The sequence below is a fragment of the Pseudomonas sp. Pseusp49 genome (assembly GCF_059491875.1).
Genome location: NZ_CP168514.1, coordinates 2,801,796 through 2,817,700 on the forward strand (window position 1 = coordinate 2,801,796; position 15,905 = coordinate 2,817,700).

The 15,905-nt window shown below is 63.0% G+C and carries 15 protein-coding genes; 3 read left to right on the forward strand and 12 right to left on the reverse strand.

Annotation, left to right across the window (positions count from 1 at the left end; all coding sequences use genetic code 11):
• Positions 1-159: 159 nt before the first annotated feature.
• Positions 160-963 carry a hypothetical protein gene (locus tag ACEN83_RS12695; protein WP_495580486.1) on the forward strand — a complete coding sequence of 268 codons (804 nt, stop codon included), beginning with the start codon at positions 160-162 and terminating at the stop codon, positions 961-963.
• A 144-nt stretch (positions 964-1,107) separates the two neighbouring features.
• Here the strand turns inward: ACEN83_RS12695 and arsH are convergent, their stop codons facing one another.
• Genes arsH through ACEN83_RS12715 form a run of 4 tightly spaced genes read right to left on the reverse strand, consistent with a single transcriptional unit; the run spans position 1,108 to position 3,968 of the window.
• The gene (arsH, locus tag ACEN83_RS12700) at positions 1,108-1,803 is read right to left on the reverse strand and encodes an arsenical resistance protein ArsH (protein ID WP_495580487.1); all 696 of its coding nucleotides are present in this window, start codon (positions 1,801-1,803) and stop codon (positions 1,108-1,110) included.
• An 11-nt stretch (positions 1,804-1,814) separates the two neighbouring features.
• Positions 1,815-2,285 (reverse strand): arsenate reductase ArsC, encoded by a 471-nt coding sequence (locus ACEN83_RS12705; protein ID WP_495580488.1) that lies wholly within the window; start codon positions 2,283-2,285, stop codon positions 1,815-1,817.
• Between the two features lie 28 nt (positions 2,286-2,313).
• On the reverse strand, positions 2,314-3,597 hold the full coding sequence (locus tag ACEN83_RS12710) for an arsenic transporter (protein ID WP_495580489.1): 1,284 nt from the start codon (positions 3,595-3,597) through the stop codon (positions 2,314-2,316).
• Between the two features lie 23 nt (positions 3,598-3,620).
• Positions 3,621-3,968 carry a metalloregulator ArsR/SmtB family transcription factor gene (locus tag ACEN83_RS12715; protein WP_495580490.1) on the reverse strand — a complete coding sequence of 116 codons (348 nt, stop codon included), beginning with the start codon at positions 3,966-3,968 and terminating at the stop codon, positions 3,621-3,623.
• Between the two features lie 144 nt (positions 3,969-4,112).
• Here ACEN83_RS12715 and ACEN83_RS12720 point away from each other — a divergent pair, with 144 nt between their 5' ends.
• Positions 4,113-4,616: a GNAT family N-acetyltransferase gene (locus ACEN83_RS12720; protein ID WP_495580491.1), complete on the forward strand. Its 504-nt coding sequence runs from the start codon at positions 4,113-4,115 to the stop codon at positions 4,614-4,616.
• Between the two features lie 30 nt (positions 4,617-4,646).
• Here ACEN83_RS12720 and ACEN83_RS12725 read toward each other — a convergent pair whose 3' ends face one another.
• The 4 genes from ACEN83_RS12725 to ACEN83_RS12740 all read right to left on the reverse strand — a co-directional run bounded on the left by ACEN83_RS12725 (position 4,647) and on the right by ACEN83_RS12740 (position 9,520).
• A complete protein-coding gene (locus ACEN83_RS12725; RefSeq protein WP_495580492.1) occupies positions 4,647-5,540 on the reverse strand; it encodes a DUF2950 domain-containing protein in 894 nt (297 codons plus the stop codon).
• 26 nt (positions 5,541-5,566) lie between these two features.
• A complete protein-coding gene (locus ACEN83_RS12730) occupies positions 5,567-7,123 on the reverse strand; it encodes a DUF3300 domain-containing protein (RefSeq protein WP_495580493.1) in 1,557 nt (518 codons plus the stop codon).
• A gap of 168 nt (positions 7,124-7,291) precedes the next feature.
• Positions 7,292-8,569, reverse strand: coding sequence for a peptidase MATCAP family protein (locus tag ACEN83_RS12735; protein WP_495580494.1), 1,278 nt, complete (start codon positions 8,567-8,569; stop codon positions 7,292-7,294).
• Between the two features lie 39 nt (positions 8,570-8,608).
• A complete protein-coding gene (locus ACEN83_RS12740) occupies positions 8,609-9,520 on the reverse strand; it encodes a LysR family transcriptional regulator (RefSeq protein ID WP_495580495.1) in 912 nt (303 codons plus the stop codon).
• 130 nt (positions 9,521-9,650) lie between these two features.
• On the opposite strand from ACEN83_RS12740, the gene ACEN83_RS12745 reads away from it, so the two are divergent.
• Positions 9,651-10,481: an oxidoreductase gene (locus ACEN83_RS12745; protein ID WP_495580496.1), complete on the forward strand. Its 831-nt coding sequence runs from the start codon at positions 9,651-9,653 to the stop codon at positions 10,479-10,481.
• A 62-nt stretch (positions 10,482-10,543) separates the two neighbouring features.
• Here the strand turns inward: ACEN83_RS12745 and ACEN83_RS12750 are convergent, their stop codons facing one another.
• The 4 genes from ACEN83_RS12750 to ACEN83_RS12765 all read right to left on the reverse strand — a co-directional run bounded on the left by ACEN83_RS12750 (position 10,544) and on the right by ACEN83_RS12765 (position 15,861).
• Positions 10,544-12,082 (reverse strand): DHA2 family efflux MFS transporter permease subunit, encoded by a 1,539-nt coding sequence (locus tag ACEN83_RS12750; RefSeq protein ID WP_495580497.1) that lies wholly within the window; start codon positions 12,080-12,082, stop codon positions 10,544-10,546.
• On the reverse strand, positions 12,075-13,148 hold the full coding sequence (locus ACEN83_RS12755; RefSeq protein ID WP_495580498.1) for an HlyD family secretion protein: 1,074 nt from the start codon (positions 13,146-13,148) through the stop codon (positions 12,075-12,077). Before ACEN83_RS12755 ends, ACEN83_RS12750 begins: the two co-directional genes overlap by 8 nt.
• Positions 13,145-13,606, reverse strand: a complete 462-nt coding sequence (locus tag ACEN83_RS12760; RefSeq protein WP_116582715.1) for a MarR family winged helix-turn-helix transcriptional regulator — start codon at positions 13,604-13,606, stop codon at positions 13,145-13,147. Before ACEN83_RS12760 ends, ACEN83_RS12755 begins: the two co-directional genes overlap by 4 nt.
• A 128-nt stretch (positions 13,607-13,734) precedes the next feature.
• Complete coding sequence (locus ACEN83_RS12765; protein ID WP_495580499.1) at positions 13,735-15,861, reverse strand: TonB-dependent receptor family protein; 2,127 nt, start codon at positions 15,859-15,861, stop codon at positions 13,735-13,737.
• Between the last annotated feature and the right edge of the window lie 44 nt (positions 15,862-15,905).

Consider the following 15,905-nt stretch of genomic DNA (forward strand, 5'->3'; position numbering starts at 1 on the left):
AACTGGCTCTGAGGGATCGTGCGTATACCGCAATAGCTCGTCAATGTTGCAGATTGACGGCTGTGCCGGTTGGCCGGCTGCTCCAAGGGGCGGCCGGGAACTCACTGGACATTGCGTTCGATACGGAGATGGGTTCGCAACTCCATGCGGAGGTGCATCATGCTGCTCAAGAAATGTTTATTGGCTCTGGCCATCGGTGGCGTCCTGTCGGCATCGACTGTCCTGGTGCCCGATTACATCGGTAGTTTCTCCAGCGTGTATGCCAAGGATGGCGGCAGCGGTGGAGGCGGTGGAGGCGGTGGTGGTCACGGTGGCGGTAATGGCGGTGGCGGAAACGGCGCTGGTGGTCACGGTGGCGGTGACGGCGGTCACGGTGCCGGCGGCCATGGAGGAGAGGGTGGCGATCATGGTGCCGCAGGCCATGACGGTGATGGTCATGGAGGCCCGGGACGCGGCGACGCTGACCATGGTGGTGTAGCCGGGAACAAAGGTCCGGGCAATGCCCATGACAACGACGCGGACGACGCTGACAACGATGCCGCGGATGCAGCCAGGGACGCTGCAAGGGCTGATGCCAATGCCGCCCGGGACGCGGCCAGAGCGACTGCTGATGCCGCTCGTGATGCGGCAAAAGCAACTGCAGATGCCGCCCGGGACGCCGCCAGGGCTGAAGCAGATGCCGCCCGGGATGCCGCAAGAGCGGCTGGCGTAGCGGACGATGACGCAGATGCTGCCAGAGACGCTGCCCGTGCCGCTGCGGATGCTGCGAGGGACGCGGCCAAGGCCGACGCAGATGCCGCCCGGGATGCTGCCCGGGCTACCGCGGATGACGCTCGGGACGCCGCCAAAGCCGAGGCGAAGGCAGCCAGAGAGGCCGCCAAAGTTGAGGCGAAGGACGCCAGAAGGGATGTGGCGGATGCTCCTGACGAAGCGGATTTCGACGCGGTCGAGGTAGAGAACTGAGCCTGCACGTTCGGCAATGAACACGGCAGGCAAACCGTAGAAAACGTCCCGGGAGCTTGAGGGACGTATCGGCAAAGAGTCGCAAGCCCTGAAACGTCATGGGGTTTGCGACTTTTTTTCGGCTATCGAGCCAAATCTCTACTGTCAGATCGACCGCTGATTCACGCGCTGAGTCAGTTCTTGCGCGGACTCTTTGCGTTCCGAGTAGCGGTCAACCAGGTCGGGGCGATCCCGTAGCAGCAGGGTAAATTTCACCAGCTCCTCCATGACGTCTACGACCCTGTCGTACAGCGATGAGGGTTTCATGCGATTGGCGTCGTCAAACTCCAGAAAAGCCTTTGGCACGGAAGATTGATTGGGAATGGTGAACATGCGCATCCAGCGTCCCAGCACGCGAAGCTGATTCACCACATTGAAGGACTGGGAGCCGCCGCAGACTTGCATGACCGCAAGGGTTTTACCCTGGGTGGGGCGAATGGCCCCTAACGCCAGCGGCACCCAGTCGATTTGCGCCTTGAACACCGCAGACATGGAGCCGTGGCGCTCTGGCGAGCACCAGACCTGTCCTTCAGACCACTGCATCAGCTCGAGCAGTTCCTGGACTTTCGGGTGATCGGAGGGCGCGTCGTCCGGTAGCGGCAGGCCGGATGGATTGAAGATCCGCGTCTCGGCGCCGAAGTGTTCGAGCAACCGGGCTGCCTCCTCGACCAGCAGGCGACTGAACGACCGCGCACGCGTCGAACCGTATAACAATAGGATGCGTGGTTTGTGCAGGTCGTTGTGTCCATGGGCGATGGGTGGGGTCAGTGCCGTGTCGAGATTGGGCAGGGAATGGGTCATAAGGGCTCCGGTCAAAGCGTGCCGATGCGTTCGAGTTCGCGCTTCAATGCATCGCGGTCAAGGTGTGCAAAAGGCAGTTCGAGGAATGCCCGGCAGCGCGTTTCGATGCGCGCCAGGGTTGAGTGGAACGCCGCCGCTATCCTTGCCTCATCGCCCTTTATGTCCGAGGGGTCTTCCAGGCCCCAATGGGCTTTCAGTGCCGGGCCGAAGTACACCGGGCACGCTTCGCCGGCAGCCTTGTCGCAGACCGTGATGACGATGTCCGGCGGGTTGGCTTCGAAAGCCTCGTTGCCTTTGCTGCTCAAGCCGTCGATGGCAATGCCGGCCTCTTGCAAGGTGCTCAGGCTGCGGGGCAGCACTTGTCCCTTGGGGAAACTGCCGGCACTGATCGCCTCGAAGCCTTCTGGCGCGAGATGGTTGAACATGGCTTCGGACAGGATGCTGCGACAGCTGTTGGCGGTACACATAAACAGAACGCGCATGGTGACTCCTCTTTGCGGTCGCACAGGGCTATACGCTCAGGCGCAAGGCCAGGGCAGACAAGGTGATGAGCAGGATCGGCAGGGTCAGGACCACGCCGACCTTGAAGTAGTAACCCCAGGTAATGCGGATGCCCTTGCGCTCCAGGACATGCAGCCAGAGCAGGGTGGCCAGGCTGCCGATGGGGGTGATCTTGGGGCCCAGGTCAGAGCCGATGACGTTGGCGTAGATCATGGCTTCACGCACTACGCCTGTGGCGTCACTGGCCTGAATCGACAGTGCGCCCACCAGCACCGTTGGCATGTTGTTCATGCCCGATGACAGCAAGGCCGTGAGCAGGCCGGTGCCCAGCGCGGCGCCCCAGATGCCGAACTCGGCCATGCGGTTCAGGGCCATGGTCATGTAGGTGGTCAGTCCGGCGTTCTTCAGCCCGTACACCACCAGGTACATGCCCAGGGAAAAGATCACGACCTGCCAGGGCGCCTCACGCAGCACCCGGCGGGTGGAAATCACATGCCCGCGCGCCGCCACGGCGAACAGCAGCGCGGCACAGACCGCTGCGATGGCGCTGACCGGAATGCCCAGGGGCTCCAGCGCAAACAGCCCGACCAACAACAGGGCCAGAACGATCCAGCCGACGCGGAAGGTCAGGGGATCACGCACGGCGCGTCGCGGATCCATCACGTCATCGAGCGCGTAGTGCCGGGGAATGTCACGGCGGAAAAACCGGTACAGCACCACAAGGGTGGTCGCCACGGCAACCAGATTGACCGGCACCATGATGGCGGCGTATTCGCTGAACCCCAGGTCGAAGTAGTCCGCCGAAACGATGTTGACGAGGTTGGACACCACCAGGGGCAGGCTCGCCGTGTCGGCGATAAAGCCGGCCGCCATGACGAACGCGAGGGTGGACGCTGGCGAAAAACGCAGCGCGAGCAGGATTGAAACAACGATGGGGGTCAGGATCAGGGCGGCGCCGTCATTGGCAAACAACGCGGAGACGCCGGCCCCCAGCAGTATCGTGAAGACGAACAGGCGTCGTCCGTCACCCTTGGCCCAGCGTGCCACATGCAAGGCGGCCCACTGGAAGAACCCGGCCTCATCGAGCAACAGGCTGATGATGATCAGCGAGATGAACGTTGCGGTGGCGTTCCAGACAATGGCCCACACCAGCGGAATATCGTGCAGCGTCACGACGCCTGCCAGCAGGGCCAGAACGGCGCCCAGGGCGGCGCTCCAACCGACGCCCAGACCCTTGGGTTGCCAGATGACCAACACCATGGTGAGCAGGAAAATGGAAAACGCAGTCAGCATGTGGATTCTCGACGGTTGAAGGGTCAGCAGCAGGCGGCAGTGTTGAGAGGGCGGTCGCCCATGGCGTTCAGGCGGGTGCTGTTGTCCTTGAGCCAGTCGGCGTTCGCTGCCAGCGTGGTCTGCAGAACATCACGCACCCACGCGGGCAGATCAGGGTTGAGCCGGTAATACACCCATTGCCCCTGGCGACGGTCCAGAAGCAGGCCGCATCCGCGAAGCTGGGCAAGATGGCGGGAAATTTTCGGCTGGCTATCGTCCAGTGCGCAGACCAGCTCACACACGCATAACTCGCCTTCACGGGCGATGAGCAAAGTGGCCCGGGCGCGGGTTTCGTCGGACAGGCATTTGAATACGACGGCAGGATTGAGCATTGGCGTGGCTCTGTACATATGGTTATTCGAATATACGTTTATCCATATGTTGAGTGCAAGTCGCCAAGGCTCAAGAAGGGCGGGGATGTTCAGGTATGCGATAGACTTGCGCTGTTTCGAGACAAGGCAAAGGAGATGCAGTGCATGGAATCGTTTAATGTTCGCGAGCTGAAAACCACTGACGCTGAGGCTTTGCTGGCGTTCGAAATCCGCAACCGTGAATGGTTCGAATCGCATATCGATGCGCGCGACCCTGCGTTTTATTCGTTGCGCGGTGTCGCCGATCATATCGATAGCTATCTGTCGGGTTTGGCCAGCGGCGCCTGGCACCCGTTTGTCATCGAGGACTCAAGCCAGGCAATCGTTGGTCGAGCCAATCTGAAAAGCATCGACCTGGCGATGGGGTCTGCCGAAGTGGGCTACCGGGTCGATCAGCGCGTGTGCGGGCAGGGGTTGGCAACACGGGCGCTGAGGCATCTGATCCAGCAGGCACGGGTGCGCTGGGGGCTTGCGCAACTGGTGGCCTATGCCTACAAGGAAAACCTGGGCTCCAGAAAGGTACTGGACCGGTGCGGATTCAAGCTTGAGCAACCTGGCCGTGACGACAGCCCGGGCCGCGAAGAGCGATTCGTCCTGTCGTTTCAATAGTTCTGCAAGCCCGTAGCAGGTTGCGGCGGGCTACTCCTGATCCTGATCTGCCGCGACCTCTTGCCAGCTGTCATCCGGGTCAAAGCGCTTCATCGCCAGCGCCAGTTTTTCACCTTCGGGCCCCAGGTCTTTTTCGAACACCTGGCCTTCGTGGCTGATCATGAAGCTCATCACCCCGGTGTCGTTGTATTTCGCCGGCCAGGCAATCAGGGCAAAGCCGCGGCTCATCTTGTCGCCGATGAGGTAACTGTAGGCACCACCCGGTGCCGAAGGCCCCTGGCCATGAAGGATGCGGAAGCGGTAGCCATGCCATTCTTCGTCGGCAATGGCTTTGCCGAACGAAGGCCCCAGCGGGCTGATCTGGCCGCTATCGTCCGGTGCCCAATAGAGTCCGTCGTGCTTGCCGGGGGTGCTGAAGATTTTCTGCGCATATTCGAGTGCGCCATCACCGTCCCGATCGACTGACGCATAGTCCATCTGGGCGTCGTGATAGGCCAGCACCGATTGCACCGCGTCGAGTTCATTGCGGCCGATCTGGCGTGCGCGGATCTCGGCACTGCCGGCCTTCATGTCGAAGCGCCAGCCGTTCGCCACTTTTACCAGGGGGATCGGCAGTGTCCAGTTATCGGGGCCGACCGCCAGGATGCCCTTGTTGTCACCGCTTTTTTCAATGTGGTGTTGCTCGCGGTATTGCTGCAAAAACGCATCGACGTCTTTGCGCTGCACGCCTTCACGCGGGACGTAGTTGTGCCAGTCACTGCCGAGCAGTTCCGTCAGGCGTGCCTGGTCGGCGTGTTCCGTACCCAGTGCCTGGACCAAGGCTTCTGCAGCCTTTTCCGGGGTTGGAAAGGCCTGCTGCGCCGTCGCCATGCACGACCACAACAAGCCGGCAGCTACCGCAAGGACAGAAGGCAGCAAGCCCATGAGTCCTTTCACTCGAGGATGGTTTTTCAACGACGGCCCCCCCTTTGACGCGCTGGTGGATTGGACGGCCGACTGACCTGGTGACCGGCCGAGCGGGCGGCACTGGGGCGATGGGCGGATGCCTGGCTGGCCCGGCCACGATTGGCCTGGACGTTGGCCTGGGACGGTGAGCGTGCGCCGGCGAACGCATTGTTGCGGGCACTGCCGGCACTGGCGGCCGGTCGTTTGTTCGGCGCCTGCCGCGTCTGCGCGGCGCCTTCCCGGCGCTGGTTCAACTGGGCGGTCTGGTTCCTGGGTTCCTGGCGGGCCTGGGGCCTGGGCTGCTGATTTTCCCGGGTGTTCCTGGCGGTACCCTGGCCTCTGTCAGCCGCCCTGGGCCTGTCCGCACCGGCCTGCAACCGATTGCCGTCCGCGGCCCCGGACTGGAGTTTGCGCGTTTGGTCACGGGCTTCGCGGTTGCTGGTGGCAGGTCGTTCGATACCGTGCTTGTCCATTGAACTGCGGGCGTTTTCACGGGCCTGGGCGCGCTGGGCAGTGTCCCCGCGATAGGCTTCACGCTGACTGGCACCGTTGAGTTGGCGGCCGTACTGTGCGCGGCTGGCATTGTCTCGATAGGGCACGCCATTGCGGTGCACCGGGTTGTGCTGCCATTTGTTGTTGGTGATCCGGTTGTTGCCATTGATGTTGTTGTAGCGATTGACGTCGATGTCGATGTCGTTATTGCCCCAGTCACATTCCCCCCACAACGATCCGATGATCGCCACGCCGGCGCCAAACGCGAGTCCGGCCATCAGGGCCTGGCCAGGGTAATAGGCCGGTGGCGGTGGATAGTACGCCGGCGGCGACGCCGGGTAGGGCCAGGTGCCGTAGGTGGTCGTCGGGTTATACGTGGGGACGTACACCACCTGCGGATCGGCAGGCTGGATGATGATGGTGGAGCTGCTGGCCGGCGCCGGTTCCGCAGCAGGCGCTGGCGCCGTTGCCGGTGCCGCATTCGTGGTTGCAGGTGCTGGCGCCGCGACATTCTGGATCGTCACGTTCTGATACTGGTTGCTCTGCAGATTGCCGGCTGCCTGTGCCTGGCGACGCAAACGTTGCGCGCTTTCCATGACATCGTCGGGCTGCGCCAGGAAGGCATCACCCAGGCGTTGCACCCACACGGGGTCCTGCCCAAGCGTTGCCAGGACCTGCGGGAAGGCGACCAGTGCCTGCACGCTCGGGTCCCAGGGCTGGTTCGCCACCTGTTTGACCGCGTCGTCACCCTTGGCGTCCGGGTGCGCTTTGGACCAGCTGACGGCCTCGCCGACTTCCCCGGGGTAGGTGGTGGCCATCAGCACCTGTGCAAACAGAGGGTCAGGATAAAGCGCAATGGGCGCCAGCATCTGATCCAGCTGTTCCTGGTTGAACACCGGATCCTTGGTCGCCGGGGCGACGGGCGCCGTATCGGCCGCACTTGCCGGTACGGGGGCTGCGGCGGGTGCCGGGGCCGGTGCGGCAGCGGTCTCACCCGCACCCAGTGCCAGGCTGGAAGATCCGCTCAACAACAGTACGGCCGACAACGCGTAAAGTAATGGAATGTGCATTGCACCCCCCATGTGGTCAGGCTTGAAATGAGTGGATCAATCCCTGGCAGGTGAAAGCCGACCCTGCAAGCCACAGAGCTGCGCCTCGACACCGCTTCCTAATGGTAGCAGCTCATTTGAAGGACCCCGGCTGGCTTTGAAACGCTGTGATCCAGGTCCTGATTCTGATCAGTGTGCGCTGGCGTCGCTTTCGTGTTCTTCGGCAAATGCCATGAACACGTCCAGGTCCAGCACATCCAGCTTGATCCGGGAAATGAACGCCGAGAAGGCCAGGTTCGCCGCCAGCAGGCGCAGATCAGAGGCCCAGGGCGGAAGGTACGTCGGTCCCTTGAGCCAGCCGGATTCGAACAGTGGCGCCAGGCGTACCGTGTCCGCCAGGCTCAGGCGCCCTGCAAACAAATGCCCGATCAGTTCCGGCCGGTTATCGCGGATTGCAATGCGCAGCAGGGTGTGGACGCCCAGCAGCCCGGTCAGGTAAGCGGCATCCTTGGTAAAGGCTGAACCGCCCCGCAGATCGGCGCCGCGGAACACCCGTTGGGTTGAGCGGAAGGATTCCTCCTGCGTCTGCCCGGCCGCCAGAAAACCTTCGAAGACCTGTATGAAATCGGCGCCCTCCAGCGCCTGCTGGACGGCCAGCACGCGCAGGGCCAGGCGACGCAGGCGGTTGATGTCCATGCTGCCGGTGAACAGTTCGGCCAGGGTGGCAATGCCCTCCTGGGTCTGGGTTGTGCGCGGTGCGCCCAGGCCCAGGCTGGTGAGGTTGGGCTGCCGCGCGCCGTTCTGTGCGGTGGCGACATGCACGAAGGCCTCGTGTTGCAACAGCTGATGCTTGTCCAGCTCCGTGAACAGCGCACTGGCCCGCAGGCGAATGCGGCTCGATCCGGCGATGGCCTTGGCGGCCAGGTTCGGATCGAGCACGACCGTGATCTGTCCGGCGCCGAAGAAACGGTCCAGTTCCGGTTGAATCCAGGCGGCGAACACCTTGGCCGGGATCTCGGCCGGGCAGGGTGGAATGCGTGCACCCCCCAACAGGGCGTCGGTGGTCTGGAGGAAGAATCGGGCCGCGTCGAGCATGCTCAGTTGCAGGCGCGAGTAATGGAAATCCGGACGCCGGTACAGCGCTGACGAGTATTGGGTAAAGGCGGGAGTCCCCATGGCCCCCAGCATCTGCCCGGCCGTGGCATAGCTACGGGCGGTCAGGGCCAGGAAATTCCCGGCCGGATGCCCCACATCGCAATGGCTGATAAAGGTTTCCAGGGCGGCGATGTCGGCGCTGTGGTCGCGGGGCTGTAACTTGACATTGGGCAGCGTGGCCCGCCCGCTGCGCCATTTCGCCAGGAAGTCCTCCTCGACGCCATCGGGCCAGGACAGCGCTTCGAGCACGCGGATCTTGCGGGTCAGGCCGGGCAGGGCGGCATCGAGTTCGGACAGGGCAGCGGCACTCATGGATGGCTCCTTGAGGGACGAGGTGAGGTTACAAAAAGCTTAGTCGTCGCGGGCGGTGGCGTGTCGAGCCGTACAGGCAAAGTCGATGAAGGCCTTGAGCGCGGCGGGCACATGGCGGCGGCTGGGGTAATACAGGTGCAGGCCCGGGTAAAAGGGGCACCAATCGGCCAGCACCTGGATCAGGCGGCCATCGGCCAGATACGCGGTGACCATGTCCTCGAACACGTAGGCCAGCCCCACACCTTGCAATGCCGGGCCGATCATCAGGCTGACATCGCCGAGCGTGAGCGGGCCGCTGACGTCAATTTCCTGGGTGATCGCGCCGCGTTCGAATTCCCAGCGGTACAGCGCGCCGCTGGGGAAGCGATGGCGGATGCACGGGATGCCATGCAAGTCCTCGGGTTTTCGGGGGGCGGCATGTCGCTCGAAGAATGCCGGCGAGCCCACGACTACCGAGCGCATGTTCGGCCCGACAGGCCGCGAGACCATGTCGGCTTCCAGACGGTTGCCGAAACGTACCCCCGCATCAAAACCGCCAGCCACCACGTCGACCAAGGCGTCGCTTTCGACGATCTCAAGGCGGATATCCGGATACTCCTTGAGGAACCGGCTGACGATCGGCAAGAGCACCAGCTCACAGGCCTGTCGGCCTGCCGTCATGCGCAGGTTCCCTGAGGGCTTGTCGCGAAAGCTATTGAGGTCTTCCAAGGCATCATCGATGTCCCGGAAGGCTGGTTTCAGCCGTGCGAAAAGGCGTTCCCCGGCGTCGGTCAGCGCCACGCTGCGCGTCGTGCGATTGAACAGGCGTACGCCCAGGCGATTCTCCAGCGCTCGTAATGAGTGACTGAGTGCCGAGGGCGTCAGACCCAGTTCGACCGCTGCCCGGCTGAAGTTCAGGTGCCGGGCGATGCACAGGAAGATCGACAGGTCGGCGGTGGAGGGGGATTTCATTTGTGAGCGCCTTTCACAAAGTCATGCAAAATTGCTGGGATTATCACATCAGTAGCACAGCCTTAAAGTGGCATCAACTCATCGAGAAGGCCCGGCAACAACGCTCGGGTCGCTGACAGGAGGAGTTGAAATGCGTACCTGGTTCATTACTGGCGCTTCCCGTGGTTTTGGCACCCTCATCGCAGAACACGCCCTGCGTGCCGGCGACGCTGTGATTGCCACCGCTCGTCAACCACAAGACATCACTGATCGCTTGGGCGATCACCCGAACCTGCTCGCCGTGCGGCTGGACGTTACCCGCGAGGAGGAGGCGCATCAGGCGGTCGCCGAAGGCATCAAGCGTTTCGGGCGCATTGACGTGCTGATCAATAATGCCGGCTTCGGCGTGCTGGGCGCTGTGGAAGAGACCAGTGCCAGCGAAACCCAGCGCCTGTTCGCCACCAACGTGTTCGGCGTGCTCAACGTCACTCGCGCGGTACTGCCGCACATGCGACGCCAGCGTAGTGGTCATGTGATCAATATCTCGTCGATCGGCGGCTATCAGGCCTACATGGGCTGGGGCGTCTACGGTTCCACCAAGTTTGCGGTGGAGGGCATTACCGAAGCATTGCATCAGGAGCTGGCGCCGCTGGGCATCCATGCGACGGTTGTCGAGCCCGGGTTCTTCCGCACCGACTTCCTGGACGAGCAGTCGCTGATCAAGACCGCCCTGGAACTGCCGGACTACGAGGAAACCGTCGGCAAGATGCGCCAGTTTGCCGAAGGCGCCAACCATGCGCAGCCGGGCGATCCGGTGAAGTTTGCCGAAGCGATGCTCGCGCTGGTCAATGCGCCGAACCCGCCACAACGCCTGGCGCTGGGCAGCGACACCGTGGCACGTATCGAGGCGAAAAACCGCTTTGTGGAGGCGGAGTTGAGCGAATGGAAAGCGTTGGCGCTGTCCACCGACTTCGAGGTCTGACGCGGCGCCAGTGGCGCAAGAACCGGGCGGGCCCCGGTTTTTGCGTTTATGAAGATCGGCCTTTACTCCATCACGGGTGCCGGCGCTTCGTTGGCCTGGGTCTTCGGGGTCTTGATGATCAGCAACAACGGCATGACCGCCAGTGACAGCAGCATCAGCAGCTTGAAGTCGTCCACGTAGGCGATCCAGCTGGCTTGCACGTTGACCAACGCGTCCAGGGCGGCGCGGCCGGAGGCGGCCATCGGGTCCAGGTAGTTCTTGATCGACCCCGCGTCGAAAGCCCGGTTGAAGGGCGTGACGTAGGCGCCGATCTGCTCGTGGTTGGCCTGGATGTTCTGGGTCAGCAGCACGGTGACGATGGAGATCCCGACACTGGACCCGACGTTGCGCGACAGGCTGTAAAGCCCGGTGCCTTCGGCGCGCAAGGAGGCGGGCAGGGTCGCGAAGGCAACCGTGGTCAATGGCACGAACAGCATGCCCAGGCTGGTGCCCTGGATGAAGCCGACCCAGATGACGGTTTGCATCGACACATCCGGCGTCCAGCCGGTCATCAGCCCCATCGACAGGGCTGACAAGCCCAGGCCAATCAGCAGTAACAGGCGGGTATCGACTTTGCCCAACAGGCGGCCGGCGAGGAACATGGTCAGCATCGTGCCCAGGCCACGGGGGCCCATCACCATGCCGGCGGTCAGCACCGGATAGCCCATCAGGGTTTGCAGGTAAGGGGTCATCAGCGCCAGTGAGGCCAGGTAGGTGATGCCGACGATAAAGATAAACACGACGCTGATCGAGAAATTGCGGTCCTTGAACAGCTGCGGGCTGATGAAGGGTGTGTCGGTGGTGAAGGTGTGGACCAGAAATACATACAGGGCGACAGCGGCCACTATGGCCTCGACGAGGATTTCACCGGAAGCGAACCAGCCCAGTTGTTCGCCCCGGTCGAGAAACAGTTGCAGGGCCATGATCGCCACGCTCAGCGAGCCGAAGCCGAGCCAGTCCAGGCGGCTCGAGGTGTCGGTGGTGGTTTCGCTGACGTAATAGACGATCCCGGCCAGCGCGAGCATACCGATGGGCAAATTGATGAAGAACACCCAGCGCCAACTGAAATTTTCCGTCAACCAGCCGCCAAGCATCGGCCCCAGCACCGGGCCGACCATCACCGATACGCCGAACAGCGCCATGGCTGAACCGCGTTCCTTGAGGCTGTAGATGTCCAGCAGAATGCCCTGGGACAGCGGCACCAGCGCCGCGCCCGCCAGGCCCTGCAGCAGGCGGGCGAGGATGATTTCTTCCAGCGATTGCGCCAGGCCGCACAGGATCGACGAGACCACGAAGCCGACAATCGCCCACAGCAGCACGCGTTTGCGCCCGAAGCGCCGGGCCAGGAAGGCCGACGGCGGGGTCATGATTGCGGCGGCGACGATGTAGGACGTCAGCACCCAGTTGATCTGGTCCGAACTGGCCGAGATGCTGCCTTGCATGTAGGGCAGGGCGACGTTGGCGATGGTGGTGTCGAGCGCCTGCATGATCACCGCCAGCACGACGCAGGCGGTGATCATCCCGCGATGGGTCACCGGTTCGGTCGGCGTCGGGTTACTCATGAGCCAGGGCCGGGGCCTTGCTTACCAGCAGCCCCGAGAACAGGTGCGGCAGGCCACGGGCCGAGCCGGTATCGATCTCGGCCTGCACACTCATGCCGGTGCGCAGCGGCGGTTTTTCCCCGGCATCATCGATGCTGATGCGCACCGGAATCCGTTGCACGACCTTGACCCAGTTGCCCGTGGTGTTTTGCGCCGGCAGCAGCGAGAAGCTTGAACCCGACGCCGGGCTGATGCTGTCGACGGTGCCGTGCCACTGCACGCCGGGGTAGCTGTCGACGCTGATTTCGACGGGCTGACCGGGTTTCATGTGGGTCAGCTCGGTTTCCTTGGGGGACGCAGCGACCCACAGGTGATCGGCCGACACCAGGCTGATGCCCGACTGGGGGGGCTGCAGGTAGGAGCCGACCTGCAGCGAATCGACGTTGGTCACGACACCGTCGAACGAAGCCCTGACCACCGAGTTGTCCAGGTTGCGCCGGGCTTCGTCGACGGCGGCCTGGGCAATCAGATAGGTGGACTGTTGCTCGACGGGGGTGTCGATAGTTCCGCCCAGTTGTGCCAGCACCATTTGCGCCGTGGCCCTGGCCACCGTGATTTTCTGCCGGGTGCTGTCCAGCGCGTGCTTGGCATCGTCGTAGTTGGTTCTGGACACCGCAGAGACGCTGAGCAGGGTTTGCTGGCGCTGGAAGCTGGCCTGATAGTAGGCGAGGTCGATTTGCGCCTGGTCGATCTCGGCCTGGGCTTGCCTGTAATTGGCCTGGAGGTTGAGGATCTGATTGCGCACGTTGTTCAGCTGCGCCCTGGCACTGGCCAACGCAATCTCAAAGGGCTCGGGCTTCAGGGTGAACAGGACCTGACCCTTGACGACCCGCTGGTTGTCCTTGACATCCACCGAGGCGACCAGCCCCGAGACATCGGTGGAGACGCCGACATGATCGGCCTGTATGTAGGCGTTGTCGGTGGAAATGATCTGCCCGCCGCTGACATACAGGTAACCGCCGACCACCAGCGCGATGGGCAACAAGGCAAAGAGCGTGGTGCGCACGAACAGGCGTCTTTCAATCATGACGACGACTCCGACTCTTCGACGGGAAGACTGCAGGCTTCGATCAGATTCGACCTCATCCGCTTCATCATCTGCAGCAGCAGTTGTTCCTCCTCGGCAGAGAATCCGCGGGTGGCTTCCTGGCGAGTCGTCCGGCCCATGTCGCGCATGAGCTCCAGGAGCGGGTGGGCCTGTTCCGTCAAGAACAGCAGGGACAGGCGCCGGTCCGTGGGGTGACGACGTCGCTCGACCAAACCGCGCTCGGCCATTTTGTCCAGCAGGCGCACGAGGGTGATCGACTCCAGTTCCAGCAGGTCCGCGAGCCCCTTCTGATGGATGCCTTCGTGGGTCGACAACATGGCCAGCACTTGCCACTGCGAGCGAGTGAGGCCCACATGCCGCGCGCGTTGCTCGAACCGCTTGCGCATCAGCCGGGCGCTGTCATGCAGGGCAAAACCAAGGGTCAATATGTCGGTCATGGTGAAATCTGCTGCGGAGTAGTTAGCTCATCATAGTTGAGCTTGTAATTAGTCAGCTATCTATATTTGCCGAATAATCAAGGTGAATCGATTCCGTGAACAACCAACACCCCTTGTAGAGGTTTATCTCAGAGCAGGCTCCACGACACCCCAACGTACATCGCCATGCCCTCGCCGGGTGTGGAGCGGGCCGCGTCCAGCCCTTTGTCGTCGTAGCCCGGCGTGACCGTGGCGGCATAGTGCTTGTCGGTCAGGTTGCGCAGGTCCAGCCAGGTCTGCCAGTCGCCCTTGGGCGCGTTGTAGCCCAGGGTCGCGCCGAATATGGCGTAGGGATCGGCGTAGTAGCTGTTGGCGTAATCGACCGCCACCTTGGACACCCATTGCGTGTTGACCGCGGCGAAGAAGCCTTGCGGCCAGTCGTAGCGCAGTTCGCCCTGGTAATAGTGCATCGGCAGGCCCGGCAGGCGGTTGTCGCCGAAGCGGTCATCGTCGCGGTAGTGGAAGTCACTGAAGGTGTAGCTCTGGCGCAGGCTCAACTGGCCGCCATCGCCCGGCGACCAGAGCGGGCTCAGCAGGCTGGCTTCGACACCCTGGTGCACGGTGGGGCTGGCGTTGAGTTCGTACGGTGTGATGGCGTTGGCGTCCGGCAACACCGAGAGCAATTCGTGGTGCACCTGGGCGTAGTACCAGGCCAGGCTCCACTGGCCCAGGGTGCTGTCACCGCGACCACCGATTTCCAGGGTGGTGGCGGTCTGGTTTTGCAGCTTGACCGGGTCGCGCTGGGCGCCTGTGGCAGGGCCACTGCCGGCGGGGAAGCGAATGTTTGAGCTATAGATCAGCGACCAGGGGTGCGGCGCCTCGACCGAGCGACTGAGATTGCCGAACAGTTGCAGGTCAGGTGTCAGCTGGTAGCGCAAGCCCACGCGCGGGGCATAGTCCCAGTCGTGCAGGCTGGTCTTGCCGCCTTCCTGCGGATAGGTGACGTCGCTTTCACGGCGGGTGTAGATGGCGGCCAGGCCGGTGGTCAGCCACAGGTCGTCGGCGATCTCCAGGTCGTTGCCGACATGCAGGACCGTGTCCGAGCCCTGGTAGGTGAAGTTGCGCATCAGCGTGCCCGGTGCGTAACCGGCGGTGTTGCCGGTGGGGATGCGCACGAACTCGCTGGCGCCTGAGTTGGGCAGGTGTTTGGTCACCCGCAGGCCCAGGGTGCTCTGGCTTTGCAGGCCCCAGAGGGTGTCGCGGCGATTGTAGTCGAACGTGCCGCTGACGTCCGTGTACGCCACCTTCAGGCGGTTGGGCCCCTCACGCAAGTCCATGGGGTAGTCGTGGTAGACCAGGCCGGTCTGGATGCTCGAATCGTCATCGAGGTACCAGGTGGTCTTGTTGCCGATAAAGGTGCTGCCGGGCTCGTCGCGGCGATCGTCCCGCGCCACGTAGGCGGGGTTGGCCGCCCGTGGATCGTGCTCGATGGAGTGCTTGGTCACGCGTCCCGCGAGGTCGTTGTCGGTCTGGCGATGGCGCAGGTAGAAGCGTGTTTCCAGGTTCGGGTTGAAGCGATAACCGAAGTTGGCGATGACGCCCTGGCTCTCGCTGGCCGTGTGGTCCTGGTAGCCGTCGGCGTTTGCGTCGGTCATGGCCACGTAGTAATCGAAGTCACCCAGCACCTGTCCGGAACTGACCTGACGCTGCTGATAACCGTGACTGCCCGTTGCGTAGCGTACCTGCAACTTTGGCGCGTTGTAGCCGGTATGGCTGACGTAATCGATGGCCCCGCCCAAGGCCAGGGCACCGCGGTCGAAACCGTTGGCACCGCGCAACACTTCCACATGGTCGAGCCACAGCGGTTCCAGCAGTTCATAAGGCGTGCCGCCAGGGCCGGTCAGCGGCAGACCGTCGAGCATTGTGTACAGCCCCGAGGCGTGGGCACCCGGTGCACGGTTGATGCCCGATCCGCGGATCGAGATCTTCACCCCCTCATTGCCCGCCGACTGGGCATAGATCCCGGGCTGATAAGCCAGCACATCCTGGTTACTCGCGACACGGCCCTGCAGCGGACGGCGCATGTCGACCACATTGGTACCGCCGGGTACCTGGGCCAGCCGGGCCCTGGCGTCCTCGATCCCCTGGTCTTCGTCACTCTGGTCCTCGGCCCCGATCAGCACTTGCCCCAGTTCAAGGCCCTGAGCCTCGGTCATGGCCGGACAAACAAGGGCCAGGCCCAGCAGCGCAGCGGGCAAGGAATTAGGCGAGGGCATGGGGGAAACTCCAGACGTACAGGGAACGGACAATGAACAGTGCG